The organism is Nostoc piscinale CENA21, from assembly GCF_001298445.1.
In the GTDB taxonomy this organism is placed as follows: Bacteria; Cyanobacteriota; Cyanobacteriia; order Cyanobacteriales; family Nostocaceae; genus Nostoc_B; species Nostoc_B piscinale_A.
On record NZ_CP012036.1, the window covers coordinates 2,525,845 to 2,547,548 of the forward strand.

General features: G+C 37.8%; 14 protein-coding genes and 3 pseudogenes. 6 read left to right on the plus strand and 11 right to left on the minus strand.

The genetic code is table 11. The features are described 5' to 3' along the window. Positions 1–64: 64 nt before the first annotated feature. The 3 genes and pseudogenes from ACX27_RS11125 to ACX27_RS11135 all read left to right on the plus strand — a co-directional run bounded on the left by ACX27_RS11125 (position 65) and on the right by ACX27_RS11135 (position 2,714). The gene (locus ACX27_RS11125) at positions 65–1,147 is read left to right on the plus strand and encodes a polyamine ABC transporter substrate-binding protein (RefSeq protein ID WP_062292088.1); all 1,083 of its coding nucleotides are present in this window, start codon (positions 65–67) and stop codon (positions 1,145–1,147) included. A 92-nt stretch (positions 1,148–1,239) separates the two neighbouring features. After that, positions 1,240–2,112 (plus strand): ABC transporter permease, encoded by an 873-nt coding sequence (locus tag ACX27_RS11130; protein WP_418006835.1) that lies wholly within the window; start codon positions 1,240–1,242, stop codon positions 2,110–2,112. A 37-nt stretch (positions 2,113–2,149) separates the two neighbouring features. Beyond that, a pseudogene (locus ACX27_RS11135) lies at positions 2,150–2,714 on the plus strand (Uma2 family endonuclease). Positions 2,715–2,757: 43 nt separating this feature from the next. Here ACX27_RS11135 and ACX27_RS11140 read toward each other — a convergent pair. From ACX27_RS11140 to ACX27_RS11170, 8 genes and pseudogenes are all read right to left on the minus strand, one after another. Further along, positions 2,758–6,267 carry a hybrid sensor histidine kinase/response regulator gene (locus tag ACX27_RS11140; protein WP_062292091.1) on the minus strand — a complete coding sequence of 1,170 codons (3,510 nt, stop codon included), beginning with the start codon at positions 6,265–6,267 and terminating at the stop codon, positions 2,758–2,760. Positions 6,268–6,373: 106 nt separating this feature from the next. Then, positions 6,374–9,668 (minus strand): annotated as a pseudogene (locus tag ACX27_RS11145) (GAF domain-containing protein). A gap of 67 nt (positions 9,669–9,735) precedes the next feature. Further along, positions 9,736–10,209, minus strand: coding sequence for a chemotaxis protein CheW (locus ACX27_RS11150; RefSeq protein WP_062292094.1), 474 nt, complete (start codon positions 10,207–10,209; stop codon positions 9,736–9,738). A 92-nt stretch (positions 10,210–10,301) separates the two neighbouring features. Next, positions 10,302–10,664, minus strand: a complete 363-nt coding sequence (locus tag ACX27_RS11155; protein ID WP_062292096.1) for a response regulator transcription factor — start codon at positions 10,662–10,664, stop codon at positions 10,302–10,304. Between the two features lie 507 nt (positions 10,665–11,171). After that, positions 11,172–12,395 (minus strand): response regulator, encoded by a 1,224-nt coding sequence (locus ACX27_RS11160; protein ID WP_062298288.1) that lies wholly within the window; start codon positions 12,393–12,395, stop codon positions 11,172–11,174. Positions 12,396–13,040: 645 nt separating this feature from the next. After that, complete coding sequence (locus ACX27_RS11165) at positions 13,041–14,864, minus strand: peptidoglycan-binding protein (RefSeq protein ID WP_144427443.1); 1,824 nt, start codon at positions 14,862–14,864, stop codon at positions 13,041–13,043. A 90-nt stretch (positions 14,865–14,954) separates the two neighbouring features. Continuing rightward, positions 14,955–15,083 (minus strand): annotated as a pseudogene (locus ACX27_RS35695) (peptidoglycan-binding domain-containing protein); the annotation flags it as partial. Further along, on the minus strand, positions 15,050–15,277 hold the full coding sequence (locus ACX27_RS11170) for a hypothetical protein (protein ID WP_062292102.1): 228 nt from the start codon (positions 15,275–15,277) through the stop codon (positions 15,050–15,052). The gene ACX27_RS11170 and the pseudogene ACX27_RS35695, both read right to left, overlap by 34 nt. A gap of 618 nt (positions 15,278–15,895) precedes the next feature. Between ACX27_RS11170 and crcB (ACX27_RS11175) the strand changes: the two genes are divergently transcribed. Continuing rightward, entirely contained in the window at positions 15,896–16,309 is a 414-nt protein-coding gene (gene crcB, locus ACX27_RS11175) for a fluoride efflux transporter CrcB (RefSeq protein ID WP_062292104.1), read from the plus strand. 14 nt (positions 16,310–16,323) lie between these two features. On the opposite strand, the gene crcB (ACX27_RS11180) is transcribed toward crcB (ACX27_RS11175), so the two are convergent. Continuing rightward, a complete protein-coding gene (gene crcB, locus ACX27_RS11180) occupies positions 16,324–16,707 on the minus strand; it encodes a fluoride efflux transporter CrcB (RefSeq protein WP_062292108.1) in 384 nt (127 codons plus the stop codon). Between the two features lie 478 nt (positions 16,708–17,185). Here crcB (ACX27_RS11180) and ACX27_RS11185 point away from each other — a divergent pair, with 478 nt between their 5' ends. Both ACX27_RS11185 and ACX27_RS11190 read left to right on the plus strand, forming a co-directional pair. Continuing rightward, complete coding sequence (locus ACX27_RS11185; RefSeq protein ID WP_062292110.1) at positions 17,186–17,857, plus strand: phosphoribosyltransferase; 672 nt, start codon at positions 17,186–17,188, stop codon at positions 17,855–17,857. Between the two features lie 52 nt (positions 17,858–17,909). After that, positions 17,910–18,629: a dienelactone hydrolase family protein gene (locus ACX27_RS11190; RefSeq protein ID WP_062298290.1), complete on the plus strand. Its 720-nt coding sequence runs from the start codon at positions 17,910–17,912 to the stop codon at positions 18,627–18,629. A 438-nt stretch (positions 18,630–19,067) separates the two neighbouring features. Here ACX27_RS11190 and ACX27_RS11195 read toward each other — a convergent pair whose 3' ends face one another. Both ACX27_RS11195 and bchE read right to left on the minus strand, forming a co-directional pair. After that, positions 19,068–19,700: a glutathione S-transferase family protein gene (locus ACX27_RS11195; protein WP_062292114.1), complete on the minus strand. Its 633-nt coding sequence runs from the start codon at positions 19,698–19,700 to the stop codon at positions 19,068–19,070. 154 nt (positions 19,701–19,854) lie between these two features. Continuing rightward, positions 19,855–21,438, minus strand: a complete 1,584-nt coding sequence (gene bchE, locus ACX27_RS11200) for a magnesium-protoporphyrin IX monomethyl ester anaerobic oxidative cyclase (protein ID WP_062292116.1) — start codon at positions 21,436–21,438, stop codon at positions 19,855–19,857. Positions 21,439–21,704 lie beyond the last annotated feature (266 nt).

Genomic DNA, 21,704 nt, shown 5'->3' on the forward strand with positions numbered 1-21,704 from the left:
TTAAACTCATACTTAAAATCAATAGGCAATATTTCCCAGACATAGAACAAATGACAAATAAAAAATGACAAATAGAAGAAAATTCTTACAGAAATTAATAGCATTTTCCAGCTTATCCTTAACTGGTTGTGGTTGGAGATTAGCCAATGTGCGGGCGGCAACACAATCGAGTAAAAATGATAAATTGTACCTTTATACTTGGACACAATATGCAGATAAAAAATTAATCCAAACTTTTAGCACTCAAACTGGGTTGAAAGTGTTGGTGGATACTTATGATTCTAATGAAGTGATGTTAGCCAAAATCTTAGCCGGAGGTGGTGGTGCTTACAGTGTAATTTATCCATCTGACTATATGGTACAGAAGATGGTTGAAAAAAATCTCTTAATCGAATTAAATCACGATCGCCTCAATGGTTTAGATAATTTATTTCCGCAATTTAAAAACCCTAGTTACGACCCCAATAACCGCTACAGTTTACCATTTAATTGGGGAACAACAGGTTTAATTTATAATTCTGAAGTTCTGCCCAAAGCCCCAGTAGATTGGGAGTATCTCTGGCAAAATCAAGAGATACTCAATAAGCGAATGACCTTACTCAATGACGTACGTGAGGTAATGGGTGCAGTATTAAGAATGTTGGGTTATTCTTATAACTCAAAAGAGGAGGAAGAACTACAAAAAGCATATAACAAATTAAAGCAATTAAAACCAGCGATCGCTGCTTTCGATACTGATGCTTGGCAAAATCAAATGCTGGCGGGAGATTTAGTCTTAGCAATGTGTTACTCAGCCGATGCAATTCGCGTCATTCAAGAAAACCCTAAATTTAAATATGTTATTCCGCGCAGTGGTTCTTCTTTATGGACTGATACAATTGTCGTGCCGAAAAGCTCTCCTAATACTGATGGGGCTTATGCTTGGATTAACTTTATTTTGCAACCAGAAATTGCAGCCAGTATTAGCCAAAATTTGAATATTGCTACTCCGAATAGTGTAGGGTTTGAACAATTACCCCAAAAAATCAAAACTAATAAAAATTTATTCCCCGAAACCGCCATTTTAGAAAAATGCGAACGTATTACTCCTCTAGGTGACTTTGAGGAAGTTTATGAACGTTACTGGACTCAATTAACTAGTGCCTAACTGGAAAGATTACCCAATCTAAAATCTAAAATCCAAAATGGTATAAGCTTGTGTTTATCAAAAATTCTCCGCAAATCAATGAATCCGGCGATATTATCGACTTTAAAAAAGTACATCGCCCTACATTTAACTTTTTACAACCATTAATCTTACTAGCCCCGGCAGGTATTTGGTTATTATTATTACTAGTTCTGCCAGCAATCATCATTTTTCAACTTAGTTTAGTTCCCAATATTCGCCCAGGAGATTTAGTCAATCCTAGCGGATTAGAGAATTATTTGCGGATATTTGACCCGTTGTATTTGCAAGTTATTGTGCGATCGCTGTGGTTAGCATTAGGCACAACTATAATTTGTGTAATCTTCGGCTTTCCTGTGGCTTATTGGATAGCACAAATCGCCCCAAAACAATGGCGCAATTTACTATTATTAGCTTTTATCTTACCTTTGTGGACTTCTTCTTTACTGCGTTCTTATGCTTGGATTACAATTTTGCGTCCCACGGGTTTATTCAATAGTATTCTGAGTAATTTAGGTTTACCTACTTTAGAATTACTAAACCGCACTCCGGCTGTATTTATCGGTATGAGTTACAGCTTATTGCCTTACATGGTATTAATTTTGTATGCTTCTTTAGAAAAATTAGACAGGCGGTTACTAGAAGCTGCTGCTGATTTAGGTGCAAACCCAACACAGACTTTTTGGAAAGTCACAGTACCGCAAGTTTCCCCAGGAATTACGGCTGGTTCAATTTTAGTGTTTATTACAGGATTAGGAGACTTTGTTGACCCAGAACTCTTGGGTGGTGCTTCCAGTATGACTGCGGCGCGGTTAGTTTACAATCAATTTCTTGGTGTAACCCAAAATTGGGGTTTTGGTTCAGCATTGAGTATGGCATTAATTTTAGCAGTGAGTGTGGCGATCGCCTTTCTGATTAAATATGGTGAACCAACACCCAGCCGCTAAACTAAATTTAGAGACATCAACATAAATTTACAGAGCTATGAAGATTGCTCCAACTCAAGCTCTCACCTTAGCAGAATTTCTCAAGCTGCCAGAAACTAAGCCCAGCTTAGAATACATTAATGGCGAAATTGTTCCGAAATCAATGCCAAAAGGGAGACATAGCCGTTTACAAGGTAAATTATACAGTGCAGTTAATGACATTACTGAACCGCAAAAAAATTGCTTACGCATTTCCTGAATTAAGGTGTAGCTTTGGCGATCGCTCAATCGTACCAGATGTGGCAGTATTTATATGGAGCAGAATACCGTTAACTGTTGATGACGAAGTTCCAGATAACTTTGAACTAGCGCCAGACTGGACAATTGAGATTTTATCCCCAGAACAAAAACCAAACAAAGTAATTGGTAATATTCTGTATTGTTTAAAATTTGGTAGTCGTTTGGGGTGGTTTATTGACCCCGATGATTTAAGTATTTTAGTATTTTTACCAGAACAGCAACCAGAGTTATTTCAGGGAAATGATATTTTGCCAATGTTACCTGAAATTTCACTAGTATTAACTGTTAATCAAGTTTTTAGTTGGTTAAAAATGGGCAATTAGATTTTACAAGACAGAGGAAACAGTACTGGGTTTAGACGAGGATTTAAACAGTTAACTCCATTAACAAATTATTCGACCCACTTGTTTGTTGAATTAAAGATGAAATAGTAGACAAAAATTCCTGCTCTAGATAAGGCTTAGTTAAGTAAGCTCTTGCGCCAAGTTCTTTTGCTAGCTGACGATGTTTATCAGCACTACGAGAAGATAAAATGACTACAGGAATTTTAGCAAGATTGGGAATTTGCTGAACGTTAGTTAATAACTCAAATCCATTCATTCGCGGCATTTCTAAATCAGAAATAATCACTTGAATGTCGGGATATTTTTGTAGCTGTTCGAGAGCCTCCACACCATTTTGTGCTTGAATTACTTGATAGCCATCTCTTTGTAGAGTTAACGAGAGAGTTTGGCGCAAACTAATAGCATCATCAACAATCAACACTACTTTGGGTGCTGGAAAATTAGCTTCTATCTGCTGAGATAATGGTCTGGCTGGAGAATTTGCAGGAGTCGAGATAGATAAGTCTTCGGCTATTGGTAAAGCCGATTCAGCAGCAGGAATTATTGGTAGGGGTACAAGTTCTGGTGTTGCTGGTAGATTAATAGAGTCTAATAAGAGAGCGCCATCAATCACTAAAATGAGATTACCATTGGCAGAAGTACTACAACCATAAACGTATTTTGGTGGTGCGATCGCATTTCCTAATGGTCTAATTACTAATTCTTGTTCGCCAATTATTTGGTCAACTTCTAAGGCAAAAATACCTTGATGAGTTTTGAGGATTAATATAGGATTATTCATCAATTTTGTGTCAAGAGTAGTTGCTGGATTATTGAGGCTATTACTCTTCACAACAGAGCAGTTATAAGACATTAGCTCTGAAAGTTGATGTAAACCAATTAAAGTTTCGTTCTGCTCTGTATGCCAATATAAAACTTTTTTCCCTTCAAATTCCTTAATTTGTTGCGGAGCCGGAATGATAATTTTTTCTACGCTGTCTAACAATAGCGCATAAACCACGCCTCCCGCTTGTACCAGCATCAATTTATCAGTAGTCATAGAAAAAGGTATTTTAAGTGTGAATTTTGTCCCTTGTTGGGGTAAAGTTTGCACCGCAATTGAACCATGAAGAGCTTCGATTTGAGAACGTACGATATCCAAACCTATACCACGTCCTGAAATATTACTCACCTGTTCAGCGGTTGATAATCCCGGTGCAAACATCGAATTTAATAATTCTGATTCACTGTTACCAGAAATATCTAATTTCATCTCAATTGCTTTTTGATGAATTTTTTCTAAATTCAATCCTTGTCCATCATCTTGAACTTCAATAATAGTTTGGCTACTTTGATGATATGCCCGAATTGTAATTAAACCTTCTTCTGGTTTACCACGTTCTTGACGTATTTGTGGAGATTCAATTCCGTGATCAAAAGCATTACGTACTAAATGTAATAGTGGCTCATACAATTTCTCGGCGATCGCTTTATCTACCAATACATCTGTGCCTATAAGTTGTAACTCTACATTTTTATAATAAATACTGCCTAATTTTTTCACCATCGGGGGGAAACGATGCAAAATATCACCCAAAGGTAACATTCTTGCTTCTACCAAGTTATCAATAATCGTAAAAACTAAATTTTGTTGTTTATCAGTTGTTTGATTTGCTTGTTTGACAGTTAAATCTAGCGATTCTGTGGTTTCTTGTAATTGCAGAGTTTCTTCGATAGCTGTGTGGAGTGCTAAATTAAATTCTGTGTACACATCCATTTCCAGCGAGTCAAATTTAACTGCGGCAAAATTCTGCGATAACTGAGGTGTAACAGTAGGTAAATTTAGTGGTACATCTCTTAACTGATGTAATATTATTTGATGTCTATTAATCTGCTGTAATAACTTATCAATCAATTCTTGAATCTGTTCATCATAAAGATTGCGCTTTTTGTGATAAATGAGCAGTTCTCCCGCTAGATAATTAAGGTTCCTCAATCCTTCAACATCAACACGGACAAATTTCTGACTTTTGACAACTGGCGAGCTTTTATCTTCTAACTGCTCACGAATATTACTGACTACTTCGGTAACAGCCTCTACACTCGGCTGCTCTAGAACAGGATCATCGATAATTACTGCTGGCTCACTTGAAGTTTCTCCTCCCCAAATTGATTCTAAAAGATGCTCAGTCTCAGTCTCTAAGGGGTTGGCGTTTTCATTTGCAACTACAATATTTTGGAATTGGGGATGCTCTAACCAGTTTTTTTCTTGACTGTTTACAGGGGGATAATTTTTATATTCTTTAGCTAATGTGATAATTTGTTTTTGTAAGTACCGAGTTAACAAAATATAACTATCACCTTTATCGTTACCATACTCAAATTGAGCAATTGCCAGCAGTACAATTAAAATCATGCCATGACGATAAAGGCAAAGACTATAACTATCATCGGGATTCTGCACGAAAGCTAAAAATTCTTTTAACCAAGTTTCAATATAATTTATTTGCTGCTCTGTATCAAATTTAGGAATTAATAAAGATAAATTTAATTTTGCTGGCTGTATTTGTTGCTGCTGCTGAAACCAACTTAAAATAGATTGCACTAACTTGAGGTAAAACTTAGCTGTTGTTGGTTGAATTTGTTCGTGCTTATGGTTGCCTGATGTAGTTAAAAATTGGTAGAATTCTGCCGCAGTTTGTAGTAAGTTGTCAGTTGTTGAATTATCTGGAACCTCTGGCAATAACTGTTCTGACTCGATGACTGGTATAAGGTTTTGCCAAGCTGGAGAAAGTAGATTAGTGCAAGTGCGATCGCCTGCGAATACTGCTGTTTGGATTGTTTGTAAATCTTGCAGCATCAGTTCAGCAATTTCCATCGCTTGCGAAGGATCAGCTTGTAGCGCCGCCAAGATTTTTTGCGCGAGTTCTTCTAATCCTCGTAAATCTAAAGATTCAGCCAAGCCTAGAAATACTTCTGCTTGAGAAGTTATAAAATCTCTAAATTCCGATTTTTCTGGAGGATTATTAATAATCTCAGTAATATTGTCAATGCGTTGTTGAACTCCAACTTCAAAAATTGACTTGACAACATCAAAGCCTAATTCTTGTGAAGTGGGAATATAATTATCTGTGCCGAAATCATCGCCAAGTCTAGCTTGCAATTGGGTAAAAATATTAGTGGCTCGTTCAATCACTTCTTGCACATTAGCAGCACTACTGGTTAATGTTGTGGTTAAAGCGAGACGCAAACATTCATAAGCTTTCAGCAAAAGTGTATGTAAATCATTATCAATAACTATATCTGGATTATATAAAGCTTTAAATACATCTTCTAGGGAATGGGCAATAGTTTGAATTGCCTCTAGTCCCACAGTAGCAGCACCACCCTTGAGGGTATGAGTCGCTCGCATTAAAGTATGAACTTTATTTTTTCGCTTATCTTCTTCCTCCGTTAAACTTAAAAGTTCTTGTTCAATTGTTTGTAATAACTCTGGGGCTTCTGCTAGGAAATAAACATAACCTTGTTCACGAATTTCAGCATCTGTAATCATAGTGGGGCAATTGGGAGTAGTGTGTTGGGAGTTAGGAATTGGGAATAGTGAATTGGGAGTGGTGAGTTAAAAAAAATTGTCTTTCCTACTCCCTACTCCCTTTAAATTAATTAACTTTGAATTGACTAGCAGTTGTTAATAGTTCTTGTGCCATTCCTGATAAATCGTGGAGAATAGCAGCAATTTCTTGAGATTCACCAAAGGTTTTATTGGCGATTCCTGCCACATCTTGCATTGAATTAGTCACAGTTTCAGATTGACCCATTTGAGTTTGAGTAGCTGCGGTAATCTGTTGAATTAATTGACTAATTTCTGCGGTTGCTAAAACAATGGCATTTAAGTTTTGCCGGGTTTCGCTAACTAAATTTGTGCCTTCAACGACTTGCTGAATACCTGTTTCCATTGCTAGTGCAACTTCGCCAGTTTCGGCTTGAATTTCTTGCACTAATTTTTCAATTTCAATTGTGGCTGCTGCTGATTGACGAGATAAAGAACGCACTTCATCAGCTACGACTGCGAAGCCTTTACCATACTCACCCGCGCGGGTTGCTTCAATGGCGGCATTCAGGGCTAGAACGTTGGTTTGGGTAGCAAAATTGCTAATCAAATTGACTACTTTCGAGATTTTTTGCGAAGATTCACTGAGGCGTTTAATTTTCTTACTAGTTTGGGCAACGGTTTCTCGAATGCCTTCAATAGCTTTGACAGTCAAGTTCATGGCAATATCACCAGACTCTACTGTTTGGTTGGCTTTTTGGACTGCTACTTGCACTAATTCGGCATTAGCCACCACAGCTTGCGTAGAGTCTAGCATTTGTTGAATATCACCCAAAGCCGAGGCAATATCTTCAGACTGTTGTTGGGCTAAATTATTCAGCCCTGCCAGCGAAGCGTTACTAGTAGCCGAAGTCTGTGCTACTTGCTGGGCTGCGGCTTGTACTTGAATGACGATTTGTCGTAATGCTTGCAGAGTATTATTGTAAGCATCGGCGATGGTGCCGAGTTCATCTTCTGTGATGGGGGCGCGGACTGTTAAATCACCATTTAAAGCCGGACGCAGCGCCATCAAAAGTTGAATAGAACGTTGTTGGAGTAATTCTTTGGCTGCTTTTTCTCGTTCGGCGGCTTCTGCTAGTTGTGCTGACTGTGTTTGTAGTTGTTGCAGAGATTCAGTTTGTTGCAGTGCTAATCCCAATTGATCACCAATCCGGGCTAACAAGCTAACTTGCGATTCTTCCCAATCACGGGTGCATGAATTTTGATAGGCTGCCAATAAACCCCACAATTTTTCCCCAAAAAATATCGGCACAATTACATAAGCCTTGGCTTCAAATTGCTCTAAAATTTCAATGTGGCAAGGGGAATGTCCGACTTGATAAATGTCATGAACAACAAAGCTTTCGCCTTTGGCATATCTTCCGCCTTGGGTTTCTTGGAGGTGGGTATCTTCCCAAACAGTTTTGATATCTATGCCGACAAGTTTGACCCAATTATGACCAACTGACTCAGCAATAAACTCACCACTCCAATCAGGAGAGAAGCGATACACAGCCATGCGATCGCATCGTAATAATTGCCGGACTTCTTGAGTTGTAACTTTGAAGATTTCATCTAAATCTACACATTGTCTAATGCGGTTTACTATCTTAGTAAAGGCTTTTTCTTGTTCCGCAATCTGAGTTAACTTTTCAGTTTTCACTCGCACTTCTGCGAGATAGTCTATTTGTGATTTCGCAATACTAAATTGCAAGGCTATCTGATTTAAAAAGTTAACTTCCCAAGGTTGCCATTCCCGACTGCCAGAGTTTTGATAAGCAGCCAATAAGCCCCATAATTGTTCACCAAAAAATATAGGAACAATAATATAAGCTTTGGCTTCAAATTGTTCTAAAATTTCAATGTGGCAAGGAGCTAACCCAATTTTGTAAATATCATTAACTACAAAATGTTCTCCTCTAGCATATCGTCCGCCTTGAGTTTCTTGCAGATAAGTATCATCCAAGACGGTTTTGATATTTGGCCCTACCAATTTTACCCAATTGCTACCGACTGACTCAGCAATAAACTCACCACCCCAGTCAGAATTAAACCGATAAACAGCCACGCGATCGCATTTTAATGAAAGTCGCACTTCTTGGGTAGTTGTTCTAAAAACACTTTCCACATCGGGAGACTGGCGGATGCGGTTGACGATTTTAGTTAAGATTTTTTCTTGTTCCGCAATCTGCACTAATTGTTGAGATTGCACTTGCATTTGTGCAAGATACTCTGCATGGGCAATGGCTACACCAAATTGCAAACCAATTTGTTCTAAAAAGCTGACTTCCCACTCGTGCCAATCACGGGTACCAGAATTTTGATAAGCTGCTAATAAACCCCACAATTTTTCCCCAGCAAATACAGGGACAATCACATAAGCTTTGACTTCAAATTGCTCTAAAATTTCGATATGGCACTGAAAATGACCTACTTTATAAATGTCATTTACGACAAAGCTTTCGTGATCGCGGTAACGGCCGCCTTGGGTTTCTTGTAGATGAGTATCTTCCCAAACTGTGTTAATACCTGGCCCGACAAGCTTAACCCAACCATGACCAACTGATTCAGCAACAAATTCACCACTCCAATTATCATAAAAGCGATACACCGCCACGCGATCGCAACGTAATAATTGTCTGATTTCTTGAGTAGTGGCTTGAAATATCTTGTCAATGTCAGAGACTCGAATAATCTTCTCAATCACTTTGGCGACAGATTTTTTCGCTTGGGTTCGCAGGTCTAATTCTCTTTGAAATTCAAAACTCTGGAATTTGTAAGCTAATTCTGTGGTAACTTGAGACAGAAATGTAATTTCTGTTTCTTGCCATTGTCTAGCTTGAGTGCAAGTATTAACTGCCAATAATCCCCAAACTTTACCGCCTACCAAAATTGGTAAACTTAAACTTGCTTTGATTTGAAATTTTTCTAGTAATTGTTTTTGATAAGGTGTAACTTGAATTTGCTCGACATCTTCAATCGCTACAGCTTCTAAATAATCTTGATTGTTATACAAACCAAATAACATTCCGGGAAGGCTTTCACCTAATGTTGGTGTCCAGCCTAGGGTTCTGGATTCAGCCAAAACAATCCCAGAATCTATAGATGTAAATTGATAAATTAAGGCGCGATCGCAATTAATTTTTTTCTCTAATTTGAGCTACACTGAGTTTCAGTAATGTATCTACATCTCTAGCTTGACGCATAACATTACTAATAGCTTGTAATTGCTGCCTCCAGAGTTTAAAATCTTGAGCAATATGATAATTATTGGTAGTCAGATTATTAACAGCTTGATTTTCTCTTGCTTCAACTTCAGGAAACACTTCTTCATTATCTTTACTATTGTGATACGCAATTGTCATTTCAAAATCCCTCATTTTGATGATTAAATAACAAATTTCATTTGCAACAAATATTAAAATATTGAGTTTAATGCTGGCTCGTCCACATAGGAGATTTCATAATTGCGGCTGCATCTAGGTTGAATACCATTTCCTCCAAGGTATTGATAAAGTAACCTTGGGTGAAAGCCGAAACTTTGGGAGAAAAAACATCAGCCCCAGGTAACTTTATTTGTTCAGTATCTACCCATTCAATATCCATCAAGTTTCTAACTAAAAACCCCATATTTTTGCCATCAATTTCTAAAATCACTGCCATCATTTTAGAGAGGAAATTCACTCCTTGTAAAAGTGATGGATAACCAAGCATCTCCTCTAAATCAACTAACCAAAGCATTTCACCCCGCCAGTTGTATATACCTAAAATACAACTAGGCATTTGAGGCACACCACATATATCTGCCAAAGATACTTGTAAAACTTCAGTAATATGTTGCAATGAGATGACTGCTTTATCGTTGTTACCTAGGGTAAATCCTAAAAATTTTTGCTGGCTTTCCAACGTCAACTCATCCTTTAACAAGTTATTTTTAAGTTATCAATCTATTAGTCAACTGTTTTAACTAATAGATTAAATGACATATTTAAGCAATTTTATTGTACGACTTGCTTCAGTGTTTTTACCAATTCTTCTTTGTCGATTGGCTTAGATAAATAAGCTTCTGCACCTAACATATTGCCCCACATTTTATCCACATCACTATTTTTCGTTGAACAAAAAACCACAGGTATTTTACTAGTCGCCGGATTCGATTTTAGTTCTCGACAAATTTCAAATCCACTTTTCCCTGGCAAAATTACATCTAGAAAAATCACATCTGGCGTTTTCCCATCTATCTTGGCTTGGGCTTCTTCACTACTTTTGGCACTAATTACGGAATAGCCGGCTTGTTGCAAGTAACGGCTGAGTATTTCCATATCTGTCAAACCATCTTCAACAATTAACGCAGTATTCATAAAAGTTTCCTACTCGATTCACTTACAAATAGAGACAAAAAATCTCAATATTCATCTATAGATGAATATGAGTTCTTCATCGAAACATAATTCAGGAGTTAGCAGCCAGAATTCAAAAAGAATTCTGTGCTACTAGTGGATAAACAAACAGTTTTAAAAACTAACCAAATCTACTACTTACCGATATTCAATCAGTCATAGGTCTGAATCTCCGAGACCCTTCGACAAGCTCAGGAAATCGCTGGGCATCGCTCCTGAATGCTGACTTCTGAATTCTGCTTCAATGATTTAATTTTGGTTGATTATTTTTGTAAATGTTAGAGAAAAAACACTTACATTTTGAATTTTCCTGCAAAAATATCCGGAAGCAAAATGTTACAATTTATCAAGTTGCAGAAAAATAGCAATCAATAAACACACTAGAATAATCTGGATAACTATTTTAGGAATATCCAGTCTAACTAGTTATTAGTAAATTTGAACAGAGTCAGTATTTCGGCTTGATGACTAATGTCCTAAAGACATTTCTAAGTTAGAGTTACTCTGCGATTTAGGCGGTGTCACGTTTGCAGGTTTCTGAACTTGCAAATATTTGCGAATTACACTCATAACTTTATCCGCAGCTACAGGTTTAGTCAGAAAATCTGTAGAACCAACTACTTTAGCGCGGACTCTATCTAATAAACCATCATTACCAGTTAAGATGATTACGGGTGTATTAGCAAAAGCAGATACGCGTCGCAACTGAGTACAGATTTCGTAGCCACTAGCAACTGGCATAATTAAATCTAAAAAAATCAAATCTGGTTTATGTTGAATTAAGGTCGGGAGTGCTTGGATTGGGTCTTGAATTTTGATGAATCTTAACCCATTAGCGGTAACAATCTCCTCTAGAATTTTACAGACTTGAGGACTATCATCTACACAAGCAACCAATGGTATATGAGAGTTTTTTGGTTGCATAGAAGTAGAGTTATTTTCACCTTCAGTAGATAACAAAGGTAGGTCTGGTACTTCTATTAATTCAACAATGCCTTTGAGAATGTAGGGAAGCAATGAGCGAGTTACAGGTAAAACATTCTGCTTCATTTTTGCAGCTAAATCTCGCAGTGTCTGTTTACCATTCATCAAAGTGACAAAGTTATTGTAAACAGATGGACTTACCTGTTGTTGGAGTTGTTCTGGTCTCCGTAGAATCGGTGCTAAGTCAGGCGAAAAGTTTGCCAAGCCAGCTTCTGACCAACTTTTCCATGAGTCTTGCATCTGTTTGACAGACAAATCTGCACTCGTGAAACTCATTGGTGTTTCTAAAATAGTATCCTGGTTGCGATCGCAACTGAAAGCCACAAAATCTGTGTGCTGGGCTAAGTCAAATAACAATTCCGTAATTGTATTTTCGACAATTGCTTGAATTTGTTCTCTATGAATTTTCTGCCTTTTGTATAAAATTTCTAACAGGCGATAATCCCAGTAATAAACGGCAAAATCTTGCTGACGAAACTGAATTTTCTCCACATCTATTTGCGGACAATATTGTGCCATATATCTGCGCCAACGTCGAAAAGGATGAGTTCCCCCTGCGGCCCAAACTATCCGACCTAGCCGATAATAAAAAGACCAGTGATGTCCTTTAGCACTTTTGATGTTTAACTGACCGTTGTATTGTAGCTGAGTACAAGTTCTAAATTCATGAATGATGTTGTTTGATACCATTAGTTCCGGGTGTGTCATACCGTTTTTATATAATGCAAAAGTCAGCTTGCCCAAATCCACATTAGCTATATAGCTCTTGCCAAGAATCTAAAAGCTGGCGAAATAAATTTTGCAACCTTCTTTTTTTATATGGCTATTTTATGGACATTGATATATAGCCTTCCTTAAGTAAGATTGAACAGAGTCAGAAAATAGCAATAGGAAATGTTGTATTAGTAGCAAACCTATCTAATACAAACTTTTCGTTAATGGTTACCCAACTAAACTTATTTTTTATTTAAAAGTGGAATGGCTATATAACACTAAAATCTCATTAACATTATCTTAAGCAACTTTAATGGCAGAAATAACCGTGTAAATCCTGATTTTAAAACCGTTAAGTCTTTTAGAGATTTTCAAGATAATATTTTTATTTGTTAAGTATTGCAAAGATATATGTGTTACCTTTCTTAAAACATTGATTAACTAGTAAATATTGATGTTTACAAACAAGCTATAAAAGAAATATATGGAAATATATGAATTTTATAGTGTTAGTGCTATAAACTGACTGCTTGATTGGATAAGTTGCCGAAAATAAGAATAAAAAACTGTCTCTTTTATCTACTGTAGCTACTAATGCTCCACAGGAAGAGACAGTTAAAATTTAGCCCCAATAATCACTTAATCTTGAAATACCATGATATTACCAGAATAACAGGCGACCCAAACTTCTCTAGTTTGTGGGTCATAGGTAACGCCAATTGGGTTAGCACCAACATTCACTTTTTGTATAACTTTCAGATCATTAGTCCGAATTTTACTAACTGTGTTGTCACTGTAATTAACAACATAAAGTCTTTGTCCATCCTCTGATAAAACCATGCTACGTGGTGCGTTACCTGTAGAGACTTTATTAACTAACTTGCCTTGTGGTAATTGAATTTTGGCTATTTTTCCTTCTCCATTCAAAGAAGCATAGAGATATTTACCAGTGGGATCTATATTTAAATGTCGTGGCGCATTACCAATATTTTTCAACCATTTGACTGAGAAGTTATTGAGGTCAACTTTGGCAATATCATAAGAACCCATAACCGCAACATAAGCTTGATTATTGGCTGCATCAATTGCTATACCACGGGGATAAGGGCCAAGGGGAATTCTTTTAATTTCCTTATTTTTAGCAGTATCGACAACACTTAAATCCCAAGAACACCAGTTACTAACTAGTACTAAACCTTCATCATTAGCTGTTGCCACAAATTTTGGTACTGAACCAACTTGAACCACATGATCAATTTCTAAAGAATCAGTGTTAATGCGATACAAAAAACTCTTGTCTGTTTTCTGCTGAGGACTACATTTATCACTACCTGGATTGTTAAATCCTGGCCCATACATTTGGTAGTTAGAAATCCAGGCGTACTTACCATCTTGGGAAAAACTAGCTTCAACAGGTGCGCCGCGATAATTACCTTTGAATTTGGAGTAACCAAATTTTGATAAATCAACTTTATCGGGGATTACCTTAACTAATTTATGCTCCCGATTGTAAACAGTGATGGTATGGTTGTACATCATGTTTTGGGCAAAAAATAACCCATTGCCTGAATGTACGACAGATTTTGGCGAAATCTTACCAGAAATAGTTTTTTTGAGCGTCATTTTATGAGAATGACTGGATGAATTTTTTGGAATATTATCTTTAGTTTCTAATTGCCAAGGTTGAGCGAAATCATATTCTGACACAGCAGCTGCTAATACTTTTTCGTCGTTTGGTTGTTCTAGTTGTAGTGGCTGATTTATGGGTTGAGTTGGTTCGGTGGCAAATTTGATGGAGTTAGTTTTTGGTGCGGGGGGAGTTGGTTTTTTGATGGGAGTTTTGAGTTCTTTCGATTTATTTGGAACTACAGAGTTTTGACCTGTAGGTGTAGGTGATTTGATCGATTGCGATTTCATGGCTGCTAATGTTTTCGGCCCAACAATTCCATCAGCAATGAGTCCATGTTCTTTTTGAAATTTCAGTACAGCTGCTTCTGTGGCTGCATCAAAAGACCCGGTAATTGATTGTTTGAGATATCCAGATGCTTGCAGTTTTTGTTGAATAGATTTTACCTCTGCACTAATATCACCTCTGCGTAACATAGAAGTATTAGGCCGCAACTTTGGTGAATTGACTACAGCAGGTGTGGTAGGCTGGGGCGGTGTAATTGTTTTGATACTTGCACCAGATTCTAGTACTGTTAACGTCCGATGGTCAACAATTCCATTACTAACAAGTCCATGCGCTTTCTGAAATTGTATGACAGCTGCTTCTGTCGCAGCGTTAAAATCTCCGGTGATTGGTTGGTCAAAATATCCTGCTGCTTCTAATTTCCGCTGAATTGCCATCACTTCATAACTCAGATCACCTCTTTGTAAAATTACCTGAGAGCTTACCTGAGAACTAGGGGGTGATGATTTTCTTTGAGTAGTTTTAGTGACAGCAGGCTTAGGTTTAACCACAGCTGGAGTAGCTATTCCCAAATCAGCTTCTAGTACAGCTAATGTTTGAGAACCAACGACTCCATCAGCTTTTAAGCCGTGAGCTTTTTGAAATTTGATGACAGCAGCTTCTGTTACAGGGCCAAAATATCCAGTTACAGCTTGTTTAAAATATCCCGCTGCTTGCAGTTTTTGTTGTAGTGATGCTACTTGTGAATTTTTTTTCGCCTTTTTTTTAATGCTTGCGCTGGGTTACTCCAACCCAAAGAACTCAGACCAAAAGCACAAGAGAGAAACAGCATGAACGCTCCACGCTTTTCTGGTACCCAGTTGAGTTCTGGATAGCACAAGTCAGAATCCGCGAGATTTGCCAATTCTGAATTTGCAGAGGTTTCGTAGCTTTCAGCTAAATGCAGATAAGCAAGTGTATCCATAGTTAGAGAATACCAAGATTAAGTAAAATTTAAGACATTTTGTCGCCAGCGTAAATTGATCAATTTTTAAGATGCTCAGAGCCTATTGAAATTTACTTACAATCCAGTATCATATAACACTTTTAATAACTCCGCTAATTCTAACTTACGCAAGATGTAAGTTTGAGTGATGGTTGTTTGTTTACGTTGACCTCAAGGCCGCTAAACTCTGGGTCATACCATTTGGGATGGGGGACGGTTAAATAGTTGATTGGTAAGCTTTTCAGCTATCCATACTATCGCCATCGTTGTTTCAATTGGTGCTATGAGTAGCAGACCTATGATGTTACTAAGAACTTAACACTTTATACTGAGAAACGCTATAAAAAATGACTATAAATTTTTACACGATTACAGCTATTGTTAGCTACAGGTTTTAATTTAGCTTAGGAGTACTAAAATATACTGGAGAACTTATACGCTGTGATAAGTACACATTTGGTACAGAACGCAATTCTATTGTTTTTAAATTTGCTTTGTTAAAAATAAACTATGCTTTAACACGCTTTGTTTTTACATGGTCAGATGGCGATCGCACTCACACTAAGTCATATATTTTACTAACAACCTCTAACGATTATGCTGCAAAATTTGGTGCTTCGTAACTCTTTAGGTATTAGTCTGGGTGCAATAGCTGGCGCACTTTCACGCTATTATCTGGGGTTATGGTTCACTCAGCTTTTTGGACAAGCATTTCCATACAGCACACTAATAATTAATGTCAGTGGATGTTTTTTGATGGGTTTGTTTACGATGTTGGTGTTAGGGAGATTAATTGTAATTAGTCCTGAAATTCGGCTAGTAGTCACCACTGGTTTTTTAGGGGCTTATACTACTTTTTCTACTTATGAATTAGATGTAGTAAAATTGCTAGAAAAGCAGAGTTTAGAAATGAGTTTAATTTACTGGCTCATTAGTCCTGTATTATCACTGCTAGGTCTTTTATTAGGAAATAAGATAGCTGAATTTATGCAGGGGAAGAAAGAATTATAGCTTGACCAATCAATTCATAGAATTTTTGCGAATAAAATTCCCAATTCTATACTGATAAACCCTAAAATTGGAGTTCCAGACCAGTAAAGTAATGCAGCTTGATAATTTTTCGTGCGTAAGAGGTTAGAGGTGTCGAGAGCATAAGTTGAAAATGTTGTATAAGAGCCTAAAAATCCGACTGCGATTAACAAAGATACTGTAGAAGAAATCGCAAACTTGGATACAAGGGTAGCAAAAAAGCCCATCAAAAAAGCACCTGACACATTAATAAACAAGGTGCCATAGGGAAAGGTTAGCCCAAACCAGCGCCCAAATAATATGGTGAGGTAATAGCGACTAAGCGCACCTGGGACGGCTCCTAAACTAATTGCTAGAGGGACATCAATAATCAAGTTCATGTATTGAATGGAATAGTTGGAAAATACGCCGCAATGCAGAAGTCAGTTTTTTTATATTTACAGTAATAGACTCGACTGATATTGTTGAAACATATAAAATTTTTTTAGGTAATTTGTATCAATCTGAAACACTTAATCTCAGATAGGGATACTATTAAAGTATAAGAAAAATGTGATCATCAAGTGAAAAATGTTCATCACTAGCATTAAGTTTTATTGCTGTGAGCATTGATCACACAAACAGCAAGATAGCTAGTTAAGTTGAATATGTGGGGAGAGGAAGAGATATTTTGAGATGCTGTGGCGAGCATTAATTTCCAGATATCTCTATTAATTTAATCAATCAAACTGTATGAAAGTAAGTTTTCGCTGAACTAGCAATTTGCACTTTTCACCCTCTCGGCAAAGTGGGGTGAAGACAATGGCAGGTTTTTCTTTTTTGTCAGCTAGATGTCCCTCTCCACGGGAGCTTGAGATTATGACAAGTAAATTCCGCGATCGCAGTGATGCAGGCAAGATGTTAGCAAAAAAACTAACAGGGTATACTAACTATCCAGATTTGTTAGTGTTGGGTTTGCCCCGTGGTGGTGTACCTGTAGCTTATGAAATCGCTACTAGCCTGAATGCACCACTAGATATATGTTTAGTCAGAAAGCTGGGTGTACCTAGTCATGAAGAACTAGCGATGGGTGCGATCGCTGCTGGTGGTGTGCGGGTGTTAAATTATGATGTCATCAATAATTTGGGTATTGATGGTAGCACAATTGACAAAGTTGCAACTCAAGAATTGTGGGAATTACAACGACGCGATCGCGCTTATCGAGGCGAACGTCCCCTCCCAGAAATCAAAAATCGGACTGTAATTTTAGTAGATGATGGTATTGCTACAGGTTCAACCATGCTTGCGGCGATCGCCATAGTTAAACAACAGCAACCCCAACAGCTAATTGTAGCTGTACCAATTGCTGCACCAACAACTTGCGAACAGTTACAAGCAGAAGTTGATGAAATAGTTTGTTTAGTGATGCCAGAGTCATTGTATGCGATCGGTCTGTGGTATGAAGACTTTTCGCAAACAACCGATGCAGAAGTACGGCATTTACTAGCCAAACCGTCAGTAATTAACAATGCAGATAAAACTTACGCCTAAAAACGCAAAATCAAAGGCTCAATCTACTTTTATTAATCATCAGGGTCAAGTTATGAATACTACATTACTACTCAACGTTGAAGAACAAATAGTCATTGTGGAACTCGCAAACATCAGGCTCAAAGGTGAATTGGTTATACCTGCTAATGCCGAAGGCCTGGTATTGTTTGCACATGGTAGTGCCAGTAGTCGCTACAGTACTCGCAACCATTATCTCGCCCATGTACTACGTCAGGAAGCAAAACTAGCAACTTTGTTAATAGACTTACTTACCAAAGAAGAAGAAGCCATAGACCAACGTACCAAACATTTTCGCCGTGATATTAGCTTTCTCAGCAACCGCTTATTGGCTGTTACCGACTGGTTGTTAGCAAATCCCTGCACTCGTCATCTCAAGCTTGGCTATTTTGGTGCAGATACAGGTGCGAGTGCTGCATTATTAGCTGCGGCTACACGTCCAATGGCTGTGCAAGCTGTTGTTTCTCGTAGTGGACAAACTGATTTAGTCAGTGAAGCCCTAGCTTGTGTGCAAGCCCCGACTTTGTTAATTGTTGGCGGTAATGACTTACCCATCATTGCTATGAATGAAGATGCACTGGCAAATATTCCCGCATTCAACAAACAACTAGAGATGATTTCTGGCGCAACTCATCAGTTTGGTGAACCGGGAACTTTAGAAGAAGTAGCACGATTGGCAAGTCGATGGTTTAAACACTATCTCAAAGCATCTGATTCAGACGCAAGAGATTTACAAAGTATGTTGCTGAATTAACAGTTATCAGTTATCAGTTAAATTCCTGCTGAAACACTACACCAAACTGAACTGTATTGAATGATATGCTTCTTCATATCGATTTGGTAAGCAGTTTCACAAAATTAAATTCATTTATGGAAGAGGGGAACGGGGAACAGCAAGAGAATGTGTGTAATTAATTCTGTATGATTACTTATTACATCAATGATGTAATGCTTCACGTTGTTAATGCAATGCTTGACATTGTTCATGCGATGCTTTACATCATTAATGCCATACTTCACATTTTTAATGTGATCTAACACATTGTTAATGTGATGCTTTGCATTGTTAATGTGATGCTTCGCATTATTAATGTAGAGATATCTTGCCTGTCTGAACAGCACAACAAGCAAGATACCCAACCGAGAAAGCTATGAACAAGTAAGAATATCAGGTGTTACTAGTTAACTGTGGTTATGCACAGACTTTTTCCACATTCGGAAGTTGTTTAACTGCATCCCACCAAACTTGCAGTTTGGGAGTTTGAGCAGTAATTGTCTCATACTCTGGAGTCTGAGAAAGATAGATAAAAACAGGAATGAGGTAAAAATCGGCAATAGTTAGCTGGCTACCGAGTAGATAGAGGCTACCAACAGTTATCGACTCAATTGCTTGTATTGCTTTTTGTGCAGGTGCGATCGCATTTTGTATTTGCTCCTTATCTGGCTTGCCACCGCGAATTGGTACAATCAGACGTTGAATGACAATTTTACTGATCGCAGCAGGATAAAAATAGTTGTCAATAATTGTGATAATCTGGCGCATCCGCGCCTGAAGCATCGGTTCTGATGGGCTGAACTGATTATTGGCAAAGACTGTATTCAGGTAGTCAGTAATTGCTGGAGTTTCATAAATTACTTCTCCATCTACTTCCAGTGTCGGCACTTTACCAAAAGGATTTTTGGCGAGGTACTCTGGCGACTGATTTTCACCTTTGAAAATATCAATGTCTTGAACGGTATAGTCTACACCTGCTTCCTCAAGTAACAATAGAACAGTACGAACATAAGTACTTAGAGGAGTTCCGCAAACGGTAAGCTTTGCCATAATTTTGAGATTTTTGAGCAAAAATCCAATCAGGACAAAGATACTTTATCAACAAATGCGATCGCGGTGATGGTTTGAAATGAGACAAGAGCAACATTTTAGGGGCGGGTTGAGATGATTGACGATGATCTGGGTAAACCCGCCCTATTAGTAATTACTCAATATATTCTGGTAAATCATTAGGAGCGCCACAAGCAGAAATATTACCTGCAAAATTGACATCTGCCATCAATTCTGGATGTTCTTGCTTGCGCTGATTAATTTGTTCGCGGGTGAGAATTTTGGATTTATCAAACCCTAGCTCAATTTCGGTGCGTAAACCTTTGTATTTAACTCGTTGGAGATTGTAGAAGCTTTTGTTGAAAGTTGTTTTCACAAATGCTTTGAGACATCCTAAAAGATATTTACGCTTAAATGGGTCTTTCTCAAACCAGTATTCTATTGTTTTACGCAGATAAAATCTGGCATAGTTACGTAACACGCCTTTGAGGACTTCTTCTCGTTCCATTGCCTCCGGTTTCATAATGGGAGTGACAAAGTTATATTGAGAATAATCTCGCACTTCTACGCGATCGCCTAACTCTTCAAATAACTCCGAAAATGGCCAAGGAGTAAACATATTCCAGTTCACCATATCGGCTTTCCAGTCCAAAGCCATCTGATAAGTTTGCTCAATTGTCTCTGGTGTTTCGTTTTCCAAGCCCATAATAAATTGAGCTTCTGCTACCATGCCATTTTGCCGCAGCAATTGAATCGCTCGTTTGTTTTGTTCAATTGTCGTTTCTTTGCGGAACAAATTTAACTTTAGCTGTGCTGCTGCTTCCGTACCCAAGGAAACATGCACTAGCCCCGCTTGACGATAAAGTGGTAAATCATGTTCATCCCGCAATATATCTGTCACTCTGGTATTGATTCCCCAATAAACGCCTAAATTGCGTTCGATTAATTCGTTACATAAAGCGATAAATTTGGGTTTATTAATGGTTGGTTCTTCATCTGCCAGAATGAAAAAACCTACTTGATGTTTTTTGACTAAAATTTCAATTTGATCGACAAATTTCTTAGGACTACTAGAACGGTACTTGCGCCAAAATTTCCATTGAGAGCAAAAACGGCAAGTAAAGGGACAGCCTCTAGCATAGTTAGGCACTGCTACTCGTACATTCAGGGGAGTATAAATATATTTACTCCAGTCCAACAAGCTCCAATCAGGGGCTAAAGTATCTAAATCTGCAATTGGTGGATGGGCTGGTGTCGCTACAACTTGTCCATTTTCTAAGAAAGCAATACCTAAAATATTGCGTCGCTCACTCTCGACTGTAGCATTAGCGATCGCTTTCACTAAATTAACTGTAATTTCCTCCCCTTCTCCCCTAATAATGTAATCCACCCAAGGAGCTTCATGGAGGACTTCATTATACATATAAGTGGGATGGACTCCACCCATAATTGTGGTTGCTTCGGGGCAAACTTCCTTAACTATCTTGAGCGTTGTTTGAGATTGATAAATCATTGGCGTGATTGCTGTTGCCAATACTATATCCGGTTGATGTTCAGCAATCATTTGCCTTAAACGATCATCCGCAATATGATCAGTCATCGCATCAATAAAACGAATATTATTGAAGCCAGCTGCTTTTAAAGCTCCACCAACATAAGGAACCCAACTTGGCGGCCAATTTCCCGCAATTTCAGCACCACCAGAATGGTAATTAGGTTGAATCATCAGAATCCGCATGTTCTACCTACCTTCTAATTTCTATCAGAAGAACCGACAGTTTTATACTTGTAATTTTGTTAGCCTACTTCTAGCAAGTGCAGAATTGCAGAAATATTTATCGTAAGAATCCAGGAGTTATAATAGTTTTACAAGTCAGGAAAAAAGTGATAACTAAATGTAGCAATTATGCTTCTTTACCTCTGACTTCTAGGTACTGAATTCTTACTCTTTACCGATAATTTTCTGCTAATTAAAATACAAACACTTGCTAAAGCCTTGCAATT